The organism is Endozoicomonas sp. ALE010 (genome assembly GCF_049310165.1).
GTDB lineage: Bacteria > Pseudomonadota > Gammaproteobacteria > Pseudomonadales > Endozoicomonadaceae > Endozoicomonas.
Genome location: NZ_JBLYNV010000004.1, coordinates 154629 through 168785 on the forward strand (window position 1 = coordinate 154629; position 14157 = coordinate 168785).

Annotated in this window: 13 protein-coding genes; 3 read left to right on the top strand and 10 right to left on the bottom strand. The window is 47.3% G+C overall.

The features are described 5' to 3' along the window. Positions 1–94: 94 nt before the first annotated feature. From ACO6UY_RS03680 to ACO6UY_RS03690, 3 genes are all read right to left on the bottom strand, one after another. Complete coding sequence (locus tag ACO6UY_RS03680; RefSeq protein ID WP_422449271.1) at positions 95–1153, bottom strand: methyltransferase domain-containing protein; 1059 nt, start codon at positions 1151–1153, stop codon at positions 95–97. A 37-nt stretch (positions 1154–1190) separates the two neighbouring features. Next, positions 1191–2051 carry an MIP/aquaporin family protein gene (locus ACO6UY_RS03685; RefSeq protein ID WP_422449269.1) on the bottom strand — a complete coding sequence of 287 codons (861 nt, stop codon included), beginning with the start codon at positions 2049–2051 and terminating at the stop codon, positions 1191–1193. Positions 2052–2442: 391 nt separating this feature from the next. After that, complete coding sequence (locus ACO6UY_RS03690; protein ID WP_422489087.1) at positions 2443–2688, bottom strand: hypothetical protein; 246 nt, start codon at positions 2686–2688, stop codon at positions 2443–2445. Positions 2689–2800: 112 nt separating this feature from the next. Between ACO6UY_RS03690 and ACO6UY_RS03695 the strand changes: the two genes are divergently transcribed. The 3 genes from ACO6UY_RS03695 to ACO6UY_RS03705 all read left to right on the top strand — a co-directional run bounded on the left by ACO6UY_RS03695 (position 2801) and on the right by ACO6UY_RS03705 (position 6509). Next, positions 2801–3565 (top strand): hypothetical protein, encoded by a 765-nt coding sequence (locus ACO6UY_RS03695; RefSeq protein WP_422489088.1) that lies wholly within the window; start codon positions 2801–2803, stop codon positions 3563–3565. A gap of 704 nt (positions 3566–4269) precedes the next feature. Continuing rightward, positions 4270–5649 carry a DEAD/DEAH box helicase gene (locus ACO6UY_RS03700; RefSeq protein WP_422489090.1) on the top strand — a complete coding sequence of 460 codons (1380 nt, stop codon included), beginning with the start codon at positions 4270–4272 and terminating at the stop codon, positions 5647–5649. 119 nt (positions 5650–5768) lie between these two features. Continuing rightward, complete coding sequence (locus tag ACO6UY_RS03705; RefSeq protein ID WP_422489092.1) at positions 5769–6509, top strand: GNAT family N-acetyltransferase; 741 nt, start codon at positions 5769–5771, stop codon at positions 6507–6509. A gap of 84 nt (positions 6510–6593) precedes the next feature. Here the strand turns inward: ACO6UY_RS03705 and ACO6UY_RS03710 are convergent, their stop codons facing one another. The 7 genes from ACO6UY_RS03710 to ACO6UY_RS03740 form a co-directional block, all read right to left on the bottom strand. Continuing rightward, positions 6594–7337: an NYN domain-containing protein gene (locus tag ACO6UY_RS03710; RefSeq protein WP_209203323.1), complete on the bottom strand. Its 744-nt coding sequence runs from the start codon at positions 7335–7337 to the stop codon at positions 6594–6596. Between the two features lie 179 nt (positions 7338–7516). Beyond that, a complete protein-coding gene (locus tag ACO6UY_RS03715) occupies positions 7517–9757 on the bottom strand; it encodes a hypothetical protein (protein ID WP_422449259.1) in 2241 nt (746 codons plus the stop codon). A 165-nt stretch (positions 9758–9922) separates the two neighbouring features. Beyond that, positions 9923–10501 (bottom strand): lysophospholipid acyltransferase family protein, encoded by a 579-nt coding sequence (locus ACO6UY_RS03720; protein WP_209203321.1) that lies wholly within the window; start codon positions 10499–10501, stop codon positions 9923–9925. A 113-nt stretch (positions 10502–10614) separates the two neighbouring features. Beyond that, the gene (dapD, locus tag ACO6UY_RS03725) at positions 10615–11652 is read right to left on the bottom strand and encodes a 2,3,4,5-tetrahydropyridine-2,6-dicarboxylate N-succinyltransferase (RefSeq protein WP_422449257.1); all 1038 of its coding nucleotides are present in this window, start codon (positions 11650–11652) and stop codon (positions 10615–10617) included. 30 nt (positions 11653–11682) lie between these two features. Beyond that, on the bottom strand, positions 11683–12027 hold the full coding sequence (locus ACO6UY_RS03730; protein ID WP_422459341.1) for an ArsC family reductase: 345 nt from the start codon (positions 12025–12027) through the stop codon (positions 11683–11685). A 149-nt stretch (positions 12028–12176) separates the two neighbouring features. Further along, positions 12177–13076, bottom strand: a complete 900-nt coding sequence (locus tag ACO6UY_RS03735; protein ID WP_422459343.1) for an NgoMIV family type II restriction endonuclease — start codon at positions 13074–13076, stop codon at positions 12177–12179. Then, positions 13073–14089: a DNA cytosine methyltransferase gene (locus tag ACO6UY_RS03740; protein ID WP_422459345.1), complete on the bottom strand. Its 1017-nt coding sequence runs from the start codon at positions 14087–14089 to the stop codon at positions 13073–13075. The genes ACO6UY_RS03735 and ACO6UY_RS03740 overlap by 4 nt, the downstream gene beginning before the upstream one ends. Positions 14090–14157: the final 68 nt, after the last annotated feature.

Consider the following 14157-nt stretch of genomic DNA (forward strand, 5'->3'; position numbering starts at 1 on the left):
GCAACCGGTTAACAATATTACTAATAGCGGAAAGAAAGCGCTGTAACTCACTGGCCCGGTAATCTATCAGGTTCATGGATCAGTGGATAGGGCTTCAACAGCAACCGCCAGTTGTGCAATCAGTCCCATTATCAATGGCTGCCGGGAGACAGTTGAAAGGGCCATAATGGGTCTTTCGATTGCCATGTACGGTAAAGTGGCTGCCATAGCGGGTATCCTGCACCATGGCTGCGGTATTGCCGCAGATCAGCATCGGTTTGCCATTGATAAAGCGATGATGGTCGTCCAGTTGGAAAAAGTGAGGGTGTTCCGGCAGGGTACCGTTGTAAATGGCCACCTGACCATAGTCTTCACAGATATCTTCAAGGTTATCCAGTTTGAACACCCGAACGGTCAGGGATTGAAAATCGATATTGCCAATTTTCTCCTCGATTTGCTGGTTGGCAATGGTGATCGGGCTGGCAGAAAGCAACCGGTAGTCCGGGTAACCCAGCCCGGTTAACAGACGACGAAAGTCTTCAATATAAAGAGCACCACTAAGGCATTCCCCCATCAGCACCGGGTCGTCTTTTAACGGGGCCGGTATTCGCTGACCGGCAAATACGTCACTGAAAAGCAGTTCGCCACCGGGTTTCAGTACCCGGAAAATCTCCCTGAACACCTCTTCCTTGTGGGGCGAAAGGTTTATCACGCAGTTGGAAATCACCACATCCATGGAATTGTCTTCTATCCCCGGGGTTTGCAGATCTTCAATATAACCCTGCCTGAAGTCGATATTCGGTTGCTGAAAGCCAAACTTCTCCATCATCGAGGGAATATGCCCCGTGGCCACCATTAATTGCTCGTCGGTCATATCGATACCGATAACCTGGCCCTGTTTTCCTACCAGGCTGGCAAGAATATAACTGTCCCTGCCGGTACCGCAGCCAAGATCCAGTACCCGGCACCCTTCCAGGGCCGATGGGATCGGCGATCCGCAGCCATAAAAACGGTCCGTAATGGCCGGGTCGATCTGCTTCAGGATCTCCCGGACGCGGGCTGGCATGGTGCCGGGATCGGAACAGCAGGCATTGGTTTTGAGATCCGTGGTACCGCCAAGAACACGGCCGTAGTACTCCTTCAGGACCTGATGATTACTGGAGTGGTTATTCATTGTTCTCGCCTTGGTTAATGTACATGAATCAGGGGGGCTATTTGTCCGGTGTTGCTTTGTCCGGGGTTGTTGCTCTGTCAATTTTGCCAGGTTCTTCCGCTGTCGTGTTTTTCATCAGCGGCTCAACAATCCCCATAAAACATAAAGCGGCGATAACTCCCCCGGTAATCGGCCCCGCAACATATACGGTCAAAAAGCCATAATGCTTATCGGGAAACGCCGCGCGCTCCCAGCCGAACAGAGAGGCCAGCAGTCGGGGTGATAAATCTCTGGCCGGGTTGAGTCCTGCCTGGGTCAGTGGCGCAATAATCGAGATAATGGCGGTGACGGTTAAACCGATAAACAGGGGGGCAAGGGCCTGGTCTGGTCGTCCGGTGTTGCAGCCTTCGGTCAGGACGAGAATCATAAAGACCAGGGCAAAGGTGCCGGTACATTCGGCAAAAAATGCATTGACGGTGGACACGGAGGCAACCTGCCCGGCCAAGGGGTTGGGATAATACTCGCCAAACATCATGGCACTGGCTATAGATGATTCGGTGCCACGAACAATGCCATGGGTCAGTTCATACTGCATGATTGAGCTGGAGAAGAGCAGGTACAGCAGGGCGGCTGCCACAAATGCACCGGCAAACTGGGCAACCAGATAGCAGGGCAGTAATGTCATGGACATCCGGCGACTGACTACCATGGCAATGCTCACAGCTGGATTAAGGTGAGCACAGGATAGACGACGGGTAGCGTAAATCGCCAGGGTGACTGCCAGCCCCCAGACCATGGCCACCTGAAAGAGTCCTGCATGGGCAGAAAATAGCACCGTCACGGCCACTGAGCCGCAGCCAAACAAGACGAGGATAAACGTACCTATAAACTCTCCGGCAAAGCCCTTTAGATAATTCATGGGTATAAGTTAAATCGTTCAACGTTCGTTTTTGCAAAACCATGTTTTGCTGACTTCCTGGGAGGCTGACCGAGAATAGACTGCCCTACTGCGGTGGCAGAAAATTGGTCTAAAAAGTCGGAAATTTTTAGCAAATAGAACCACTATTCACTAAAAATTTCCGACTTTTTATCCTCAATTTTCTGCCATCCTCGCTACGGGGTCGCCTAGACGGGCGCTATTCTCGGTCAGCCTCCTAGGCATGGATCGGAACACGACTATCATAAACTGTCCAGATTATCCAACAAGGTTATTACGAACCACAGGTGGAACGTAATTTCCATTTTTTCTGAAATTTCCTCAAAGAAGTTGATCATCCTCGTCTCTCTCGTTTGGTTACAGCAACTAAAAACTAGCTGTTTTTTTCTATACTGCAAACAAAATGCTCAGAGGCTTTAGTTGTCTGTAGGGAACTTTTCTTATTCATTACTGTCAGATAAATATATTCACCGGATAGTTCAGGCCGAAGAGAACGTAGTTCTTCGAGCTCCAGAGAGCAACCATGAATTCCTGCTGCTGTTGATGGTTGAAATTCATAAGTAATTAAAGAGACGCGTTCTATGAACGGATTAACAACAGCCGTCAGCACTGCTTGCAATACGGGTGTTCCGGCCAGTGCAACCTCTCAATACACACAGAGTTGCAAGCCTGCCTCTTGTACCATCGTAATAATAAACAGGAGTCTGTCCTTAAACTCAGAGGTTTCATCGTTGATTCCAGAGGCCGATCAACCTTCAGAAACGCCATCAGACATTGCAAACCGGAAAATGGCTCAGGCTGAAAAAAAAGTTGCTTGTTTTCGGCAAGAAGTTCCAGTCACCGCTGAAAGCAGTGGCGAGCCAGTCGTCAAACCAGAAGACCTTCTGGACGGGAGAATAAGAGAAAGACTGCAAGGCATAAAAGTGAAATACCAGGAACAGTTTTCCTTTATCATGGAGAATTTCACTATCAGGAATTGCTGCAACACGGGCAGTAGGGAACCATTGTGTGTTGAAAGCATAGGAAAAAAAATAGGGCTATTCGTCAATGAGTACAAAACTGATGAATGGCTTTTTTTTGCCAACCATAAAGAACCTGAATACCGACATCATTTTTACGCAAGCAATATTATTGTCCATCAATACGAGTACCTTTCTGAAGCAAACCAAACCAAAATGATGTTGCCAAAAACAATTATCGAAAAGCAAATCAGTGGCGAAAAAAGCATTGAGGTTATTCATAAATATGCTGGCAGCCATGACTCAGAGCCGTTTAAATATGAGTATTTAACCACTACGGACAATGGCAGATTCATAGCCAGGGTAGCTGATGATTTTGGCTTGATTATCGAAGGAATGAAAGTTAATTATGATCATTTTGAGCAGAAAACGAAGCATTTATGTGAGATCAGTAAGGAAGAGTTTAAATGGGTTTTTCCTTTGTTCAACGTCACATATCGCGTAAGCCCAAATCTCGAAGTTTATCCTGAGTGCTAATGATCAGGAAGTCATCAGTCTAAGGACTGTAAGGTGGTGGCGATTCTATTTCTATAGGAGTGTATACTGGTGGCGGTCCCGGGTTGTGTCGAAACGTCGCCGGGTAATTGTCTGGTTCTACTTCACCGGGTGTTTCTGTCGGTTCAGGGGCATGGCTGATAACCCGGGATAACTGTATAGATGGGGGCTCGGTTGCTGTGTGCCGATGCTGAAGACAACGATACAACTCCGCGGCGCCCTTACCAACAGGAATACCAACAAGACAACCTGCGCCCAAAGTGAAACAAAAAACTGCGAAGCTTGGGTGAATGATCAAACCCGGCACAACAAAAGACAGGCATGCAGGTAGACCTGCAGACAGAGAGACAGCTGTATATTTTGACATTGAAACCGTTCGTCCAAAAACTTGATGCTGACACAATATCTGTTCTGAATTATCCATCTGTTCATTGGCTGCCGCCCCCTGAGGCTGGAGCATTGGCATAGATGTATCTAATGGTCTTGCTGGTTGCATGAAATTAGCCTGAATAACTTGTATCCTTATCAATCAGACTCTGAATACAGAAAAAAGTTCTCTATTCTCAGCTTCCTCTCCTACGAAAAGTTCCCGTGTAATCCACAGAATGATTCATGTGGTAACAGAACAGCGGTAAACTGACGAAATATCAATCATTTTAGTTGTATGGCCCTTAATGAGACATTCCATGACCTTCGCCAACCTCGGGCTTTCCCTGCCGATCCTGCAAGCCATTACTGAACAGGGCTATAAACAGCCTTCTCCTATTCAGGCAGAAGCCATACCGGCGGTTCTGGCAGGACAGGATGTGATGGCGGCAGCTCAGACAGGCACCGGTAAAACAGCCGGTTTTACGCTGCCGATACTGGAGCTGCTCAGTCGCGGCGAGCGGGCAAGGCCCAACCAGGTTCGTGCGCTGGTTCTGACACCGACCCGTGAGCTGGCAGCCCAGGTGGCAGAGAGTGTTGCCACCTACGGTCGGCATTTGCCAATACGTTCTTCAGTGGTTTTTGGCGGGGTCAAAATCAACCCGCAAATGATGAATCTGAGACGTGGTGCAGATATCCTTGTGGCCACACCCGGGCGACTTCTGGATCTTTACAACCAGAATGCGGTGAAGTTCAAACACCTGGAAGTGCTGGTTCTGGATGAAGCAGACCGGATGCTGGATATGGGGTTTATTCACGATATTCGTCGTATTCTGGCGCTGTTGCCCCAGCAAAGACAGAACCTGATGTTTTCGGCAACGTTTTCCGATGACATACGACAGCTGGCAAAAACCATTGTTCACCATCCGGTAGAGATTGACGTTTCTCCCCGCAATACTACGGCCAGAACGGTCAGGCAGTGTGTGTATCCGGTGGATAAAAGTAAAAAACCGGCACTGCTGACCCGCTTGATTAAAGAGCATAACTGGCAACAGGTGCTGGTTTTTACCCGGACCAAGCACGGTGCCAACCGCTTAACCCGTCATCTGGAAGGTAAAGGCATTCTGGCGGCGGCGATTCATGGCAATAAGAGCCAGGGAGCCCGTACCCGGGCCCTTGCTGATTTCAAAAATAATGACATTACAGCCCTGGTGGCAACGGATATCGCTGCCCGTGGGCTGGATATTGACCAGTTGCCACAGGTGGTGAACTTCGACCTGCCCAATGTGCCGGAGGATTATGTGCATCGTATCGGGCGAACAGGGCGCGCGGGGGCGGATGGTCATGCGGTCTCGCTGGTCTGTGCAGATGAGAGCAAGCAGCTTCGGGACATTGAACGGTTGATCAATCAGCAGTTACCCAGGGAGATGATCTCCGGGTTTGAGCCGGTTAATGAGGTGTCGGTGACTCAGTTGTCCGGTAAGCCACCGAAACCTGAAAAGCCTAAAAAGTCCAGGACTTCTCACAGGCCCGGACAGGAGAGTGGCGGAAACGGTAAGACACCTAAGCAGCAGGCAGGTCAGAGTAATGAAAGGAGAAAGTCCGGGGGAACGGGGTCAGGGCGTGTATTTGCTGAAAACCACCCCAGGCCACGAAGACGTAAAGTGACCAACCCGCAAAGTACTTCTGCTTCTGTATAAATATGCCCTTACTCTCCCTGAGCTCAGGTCGTCAGGCTATGCCGGGGAACTATGCTATCTATTTTAAGTCTAAAAGGTGATGGATCACTAAATGCTTAATTATATGGAGAAATTAAATTATGAACAGCAGTATTTCATTCCCATCAGGCAATCCTTACCGTGGCTCTATTGAGCTCAGTATTGACCCGGCTTCTTACGATGACCCGGGAAAGGAGAAACAGGGCCTGATTGTCCACATTTATACCGATGATTTGCATCTTCGTTCTGTTGAGATTTCAGATCTTAATGATTTAATTGGGCTTTATAAATGTGCTGAGAATATGAAAAACTACGGTGCTGGCCGACCTTGGGAAAAGAGCATCTCTGAAAGGCTAGTGCAGAGATGGAGTGATGATTGGAAAAAGGGTAATCCTTTCAGTGGGTTTTCGATTTTTAAGCGTGATGTCAGTGGGGTGCAGGATCCTGAGGAATTTATAGGGAACATCTGCTTCAAATCAGGAGAGAACAATAATGCATATGTCGGCAGCACAGTAGCTGCTGGATCCTCTGAGATGACTTTTATGATTGATCACAAATGCTGGGGTGAGGGCTACGGTAAACAAGCGGCTGCTGCAATGGTGAATGGTGTTGCTCCGGAGTATCAAAAGCAGGGCTTTAAAGTCGCCTGTGCGTTGCCAGATGATACTCAGGAATCTCTGCCTCTGGAGTGGCTGACGGCGACAGTCTCCCCAGAAAATATCGGTTCAGTCAAGATACTCACCGGTTTGGGATTTGAGTTTGAAGGTACCGTGGAGAAACAGTTTGTGAAGGGGAAATCCATAAAACACTTTTATGCTAAACCCCTACCGAAGCCCCTTTGATGATGGATAGCAAAGCGTCCCCTTTGGGTAACCAGGGTGCCTTGGCCGGTGCTGATGAGCAGCCTCTCAGGCTGCACATCACGCTTAATGGCCACCATTCTGGATATGGTTACCACGTCGCTTATCACGGACACTCATCTGATTATTATCCATAACCTGAGTTTCAAACAGGTCGACAGCCCTGATCAGATCGCCCAGTTTTTTATAACCGTAATTTCGTGGGTCAAAGGAAGCCTGGTTAGCGATGACCGCACCGATTCTTCCAAGGTAGGCCCAGCCATCATCGTCCTGCTCTGTATCGATGGCATTGCGGATCAGGTTCATCAGTTTGGTATCGGCTTTCAATTCATGGCCGCTTTTCTTATCGTTTGCAGCGACTTTTTCCGGATCATCACCGGGCTCATCCAGGTAGAGAAAGCGGGAGCAGGCATTCACGAAAGGGGATGGGGCTTTTCGTTCACCAAAGCCGTACACCACTTTACCTGCTGAGAGCAGTCGCATGATCAGTGGTGTAAAGTCACTGTCAGAAGAGACAATGCAAAAGGCGTCCATGTTCCTGGTGTAGAGCGTATCCATAGCATCGATGGTCATGGCCATATCGGTGGCGTTCTTGCCTTTGGTTAAATCAAACTGCTGGATTGGCTGGATCGCGTATTCGTGAAGTTGTTCCTCCCATCCTTTGATGGTGTGACTCTTCCAGTTGCCGTAGGCTCTTCGGATACTGACGACACCATACTTGGCCATTTCAGAGAGGATCTTCTCAATTTTTCTGGCGGGGGCATTATCCGCATCAATAAAGAGGGCGATCTTCTGGTTAGACTCTGCCATTGATACTTCCTGCTACTTATAATTCTTGGTTTATATGTCAACAGTGTCCTCTGATTTGATAAAATTTGCAAAAATACGCCGCTGTAATAATGATGAAAGGTGTTGTTACCAGTGCAGAAGAGCGCTGACTCACACCTTCATTTCTTGCGCGGTGTGGGAGGCAGGCAGGGACGACTCTGTTAACTGCCCCGTTCACGAACTGCTGGCAGCAGGCTCTCAGGGGTATTTTTTATACAGGCACTCCATTCCTTTAAGGTTTCTAAAAGACGTTGGTAGAGTTCTTGCTGTTTTTCAGTTTTTAAATGTGCGCTGAAGTCTTCAAATGCAGACAGCACTATAGCTGTTTTTGCCAGTGCTTCCTGAATCATTTTCAGTTGATTTTCATCGCTGTTGATGTCTTCTGTTGTGCGATGGCTTGATTTAAGCAGATCTTGCTGTCTGTTTTCAAAAGCATTGATGATTTGTGGGAAACAGTGTTGAACTTTCCGGACTTTTTGTATGACCGGATTGAGCGTTTCTCTGGCAACATCCGGACACCAGACATGTGAATTATGCCGGTAAAAACGTATGATCGTTTTAATGTCATCAAATAATTCCGGTACTTTCTCTTTTAATTTTATGGTAGCTTCCGGGTTTGTATCACCTTCTATTGCCAAGAGCTTTGTCAAAAAAGGCATAGGAAATGTCAAAACTGTGGATAAGGGTTGCCAGTTAGGGGCATATTCAAAGTCTTCAGGATGACCTCGGAGTCTTTCAGGCTCTATTATAGGTTTCAATGATAGTTCTTTGGATTTTTCTATCATGTTAATGAAGGCATTTTGAGCTTCAGAAAAATTGGGCGTTCTTTCAGCAGCGCTCATTTGGGTGGGTGGTTTATCTGTATATGGTGGTTTATTGGGCTCCGGGATATCCACTTCAACACGAGGATTATTAGTTCTAACTATTACAGGTTTGATTGATTCTGATTTTATACTTGTGTCCAACCTGTAGAGTGATTTGTTTATTCCAAAGTGTTGTCGGCACGCGTCATATAGTCGGCTGAGTTCATCCTGAGCAGCTATTACTTCTGCACGATCTCTGTGATAGCTGGCTTCAACACTCTCTTCAAGAGGGGCAGACGTTGGATCCGGAATTAATTCTTTCTCTCTCTCCTCAAGTACTGATTTGATAATTTTTTCAAATGCCGGGATGCCTGTTTCTTTTAATAAGTTTTCCTTATCCATTCTGGTAAATTTATTGGCTGTAGAGGACGATGAAAATGTGCTTGTTTTCTTTCTCTTTTTGGGCGAGGCCAGTTGCTCATCACCAACAATTTCCTGGTAGTTTGGATAAGAGCTGCGTTTTCTTAATGAACGGCCTGTGGTTTTCTGGATAGGCTTGTTGTCTTCTTCTTTAACAACATGGCAGGTAGAGGTATTAGGGCTGTCTTCGACAATTCGATTTAACGTTTGCCTGGCAGCTTCACCGGTTTCTGATGGCTGCATGCTTTCCTGCTCTTCAGTGCAAGGGCCTTGATGATCCCAGAAATAAAGCTTGAAGGCAGGATTGGTCTTTGCTTGTTTGTTGGCTACTTTATCTGCATATTCAAAACGTGCAACGATGGCATCAATATGAAATCTGGTTAAACCCGGTGGTGAGCAGGGGGTACCAACAGCTGGATTGTGTAAGGCGGCTTTTAATTTTCGAAGTTTGCACATAAAACGGAAAAGTACGGGATCCATCTTACTGACAATAAGGTCGGTCAGTTTAGTTCTTTTGGTATTTTTGGATGAATGTCGGAAGTTCCAGTAACCCAGCATTGCTTTTGATGCTGGAATGTCAGGGTCTATTTCAGTTTTTTTCATCCATTCAGGGCAGAAATCACCTGAACGATGCTGTGCAGCACAGTTTTCACCATCTTGATCAAAAAAGGTTATGTCTTCAGGGGCAGGCAGCCAGCTTCCGGTGTCATAATATTCTTCCAGATGATTAATTTCTCTTCCGATATCACTGAGTAAATTTAATTTACCATCTGTCAATAACAGATTTATTTTTTTCTCTACCTTTGTTTTTTGTTTATTAGAAAAGCCATTTTCAGTCATAGTAAGATCTATTTTTTTCAATAAGATGATTAGTCGGTTATAAAAAATTCCATGACCATTAAGTATCTCTGTGAGATTGTTATTGAGGGTGCAAAACCTTTGAATTGTGTTTAATTCGACTTTAAGGGCTTCTGGTAAGTCAGTTAAAAACGCCTCTACGGAAAACTTACTGGTACTTTGGGTATTTTCTATAGTGTTGAACGAAGCGATACGTTTTCTAACATGCCGTTGTTCAGTGGTTGGTAAAAATTTTTTTTCTTCTTTTTTTATCTCGAATAGACTTTTTTCAGAGGTTGCATGTTTTGTTGCAGTCGAGTTTGGTAGTGCTGGAATGGTCATGATTTAATTAAGTGGTTATCCGGTTTTTTTATATGGGTTTTATAGGGGTTAGATGCTCTTACTATTAAATAGTTCCATGGTTCTATAAATTTTGTGGAAAGTTATACATCTAAAGATGATAGCTACATGCTGTCTGGTTTCAGTATGCAGCTACGAATAGATGGCCTAAGCAAACTTTTCCGGGTTCTTGCCCGTCATAGGTTGATAAAATTCCTGAATTTTTTTCAGGTCTGACGCATAGTCCCCTGTAGTAAAGAACATAGGGCCAAAACCGCCAACCTTCTTTTTATAATCCAGGAAGCTCAGCGCAATGGGGACTTCAGCACCGTGAGCGACGTGGTAAAAACCACTTTTCCATTGACGAACCTTGTTGCGTGTGCCTTCAGGAGGAATGGCAACGGCCAGGTCTGTGGAGTTGTGGAAGGTGTCGACCATTTGCTGAACCAGACCATTGGCTTTGCTGCGGTCAACCGGAATTCCCCCAAGCCAGGTCATGATGCCGCCAAAGGGCCCCTTGAACAGAGAGTTTTTCCCCATCCAGTAGATATTAATGCGAAAGCAGAAGGCACAGGCAATGATCAGAATAAAGTCCCAGTTACTGGTATGGGGTGCCGCGATAATAACGTACTTCCGGGCATTTGGGCGTTGGCCTTCCAGCTTCCAGCCGAATAGCTTCAGACCAAGGTGGGATAAGAAGCGAAAACAGCTGTTAACGATAGGCGTATCAAAAATCGTATGACGCATTATTATTATTTAAACCTGATCTTAATAAATAGCCCCAGTATTATGCACCGGGGCTATAAGTATGCGCTACCCTTTCTTCAGCGCGCTTTTTTCAATACACAGTCATTGCGGGCTTAATTGTGGGAGTGCAGCTCATCATTCAGCTCAATGGCTGATTTGTTGGTGAGGCATTCCAGGGCTCCGGTCAGGGAGTTTCTGCGGAACAGCAGATCGGACTTGCCTGAGAGATCTCCTGCTTTCACGACTTCAACGACATTTTTCTGATCATCAAGAACCTGAACCTTACTGGCAGCCGTCAGGTAAAGGCCTGCTTCGATAATGCAGCGGTCACCCAGCGGAATGCCCAGGCCGGCATTGGCACCGATCAGGCAGTTTTCACCGACACAGATCACAATGTCATTGCCGCCGGACAGGGTACCCATGGTGCTGCAGCCACCACCAAGATCAGAGCCCTCACCCACCATGACACCGGCAGAAACACGACCTTCAATCATGCTCTTGCCTTCGGTGCCGGCGTTGAAGTTGATAAAGCCTTCATGCATTACGGTGGTGCCTTCACCCACATAAGCACCCAGGCGAACCCGGGCCGTATGGGCAATGCGGACACCGGCAGGGACAACGTAGTCGGTCATTTTCGGGAATTTATCCACGGAGTTGACACTCAGAACCCGGCCTTCTGCCCGGGCCGCCAGCTGACGGGCTGGCAGTTCTTCCAGGTCGATTGCGCCTTCACTGGTCCAGGCAACATTTGGCAGCAGTGGGAAAATGCCCTGAAGGTTGGTGCCGTGTGGCTTGACCAGACGATGTGACAGCAGGTGCAGCTTGAGATAAGCCTCGGGGGTGCTGGTGGGTGCTTCATCGGTTGCCAGAATAGTGATCACACGGGGTTGTACACTTTCTTCCAGGCTTCGGGTGATGGCAGCCAATTCAGTTTGTTCGATATCGACAAACAGGTCTTCCAGTGCGTGCAGGGTTTTGCTGTCAAGCTCAATAAACGTATTGCCACCCTGGTAACCAACCAGTTTGGCAATACTCTCCAGCAGCTCAGGTGCTGGATTGAGAATAGGTTTTGGGTAAAATACTTCCAGCCACTGGTCGTTCCGGTTTTTGCTGCCGACACCAATGGCCAGACTGAAATGCGGTTTGCTCATTTTCATTCCTTCAATTAATCAGAACGTCTGTTATGCCAGCAAGTTGCGGTATTGTTCTTCGGAAAAGCCCAGCAACTTCTGGCTGCCCGTATCCAGTAACGGGCGCTTGATCATGGCGGGTTGCTCCAGCATCAGGGTGATTGCCCGCTCTGCATTAATGGCGGCTTTTTCTTCTTCCGGAAGCTGCCGCCAGGTGGTTCCCCGGCGGTTTAACAGGGCCTCCCAGCCCAGTTCATTGGCCCACTGTTCGATCATGTCTTTCAACAGGCCATCTTTCCTGTAGTCATGAAAGTGATATTCAATACCAGCACCTTCCAGCCAGCGGCGTGCTTTCTTTATGGTGTCGCAGTTGGTTATGCCAAAAATAGTAATCATAATTTTCTACTTTCTTGTTAAACGTAACTGTTTGGTAATCCCATCCAGTATTCCCAATTACCAAGGGCTGTAGCCATATTGAACCAAAGTCCATGTTCTTGCAGCCCTTGGGAATCAAGGGTCAATATGGTTTCAGCAAACAGTTACTGTTAAACAACCAGATCAAGTGGTAGATCGCTGATATCTTTCAACCTTTTTCCATCAACCATAGAGTCCAGCAGGTCAAGGGCATCGTCAGCATCAAGCTCAACCAGAGCCTCACGCAACTCATATAGGGCAAAGTGATAAACACAGTCCAGATCACCAGTACCAAGAGCAAGGGAAGCAATCCTGCTGGCTGTAGGCTCAGAGGTCAGGGATACAATGTGAGGGGAACGCCCTTTTCTTGCCCTGATAAGGCTCAAAGCTTCAGTTCTGGTATTCTGAGACCTGTCAGAACGCATGGTGAACTTGCAAGATACGCTTGCATGAAGAATATGCGCAATGTCGTTCTTATGGTTTGAAGCTCTGAGCATTGCTTGATGACAGGAGTCATCGCCAACAATCTCAATATCATCATTTATTACTTCGTCATCTTCTGGAATTCGAGCGATAATCACGTCAGGAGCAACAGTGTAACCATCACCCAAAAAATTACGCAGCTCTGAATACTCAGAAGCCAAGCGGCCCAGCTCTGCAAGGTGAGTATATTGCTCATACCTTCCGAGAACTGATTGCTTCCTACTATTGATCTTCTGAACTTCCCAGCTCCCCGGCCTAAGGTTGCCCAGCTTCAGAAAGGTATTTTGCAGATATAAAGCACAAGCTTCTTCGAACTCATTACCGAGTGTTTGGCCGTCTTTCTTCTTGCGCTCTACCAGTGTCACGCCTGCTTTCTTTGAAATCTTGGCAGCCAGCAGATTTGCCACTAACACGCTATGCTTCTGACCGTTGTCTGCATTGCTGCAAATATAGTCGGCATCAAACTTGGAAAAAGGGGCGTGAGTAAGAATTTCTTTTTCAATGAGGTAGCGGTGAAAACCAGTTCTTTCTTCGGATAGTATACTCATGCAGCACATTCCTTCGGCTCAGCACGTAATGCTTTGATAATCTGCGTTCCAATTGCCTTGGCAACAGGGGGAGGAAAGGCGTTTCCTACTTGACGATAAGCGTGGGTTTTGCTGCCGTAGAAGCTCCAATCATCAGGAAAACCTTGAATTCTTGCGGTCATTCTGACATTCAGGAGGGGCATATTTTCACAGCCTTCTTGAATTGAACCGTCACGCTTCATGGCTCCCTTGAAACCTTTTCCCGGAATCTCATCATCATTGGCCAGTCGATGGGCATTAACCCCCAGCTCACGCCACTGACGTTTGGCCCGAGTCGGCCCGAGGTCAGGCCCGCCATGCTTCTTGGAACCACCAACCAGAGTTGGAGCAATCCTATTAGCTCTCTCTCGCCATTCTTCTGCTCCTTCCCAACCGCCTTCAGATATCAGGTCATACAGTGCATCACCAACAGTGACAATATTTGAAACAGGCTCCGGCCAAGTGAAATGCTGGAAATTGTCTTGATGCATAGCAACCAGAATAACTCTGGGCCTAAGCTGCGGTACGCCATAATCACTAGCTTGGTGCAGTTTCCACTCGCTCTTGTACCCCATGGCGGTAAGCTCGGCGGATATTTTGTCTCGATACCAGCGGAATTTTTCCTCAAACAGTCCCGGGACATTTTCAAGCATTACAGCTCTGGGCTTTACCTTTTTAACGACTTGCAGTGCGGTAGGAAATAGGTCACGCTCATCTTCATGCCCTAACTGCTGACCCGCTTTACTAAAAGGGGGGCAGGGAACACCACCGGCCACAAGGTCGACCCGACCAGCAAAACCAGCCGATAACTTAGCGAACTCCTTGAGATCACCCTCAATGACATCGCCCCATCCGAGACCAAGCTGTTCATTATTAAGCCGTAAGGTTTCACATGCATGACGGTCGATTTCAATAAGCGCTGCATGTTGAAAGCCTGCTTCATGTAACCCTAGCGCCTGACCTCCTGCTCCAGCACACATTTCAATCGCTATCATTTATCGCCTTTTGTAGTTGCCTAAATCAGTTCATTCTAACAAAGAGGCAACCGATAAGAGAATACGGA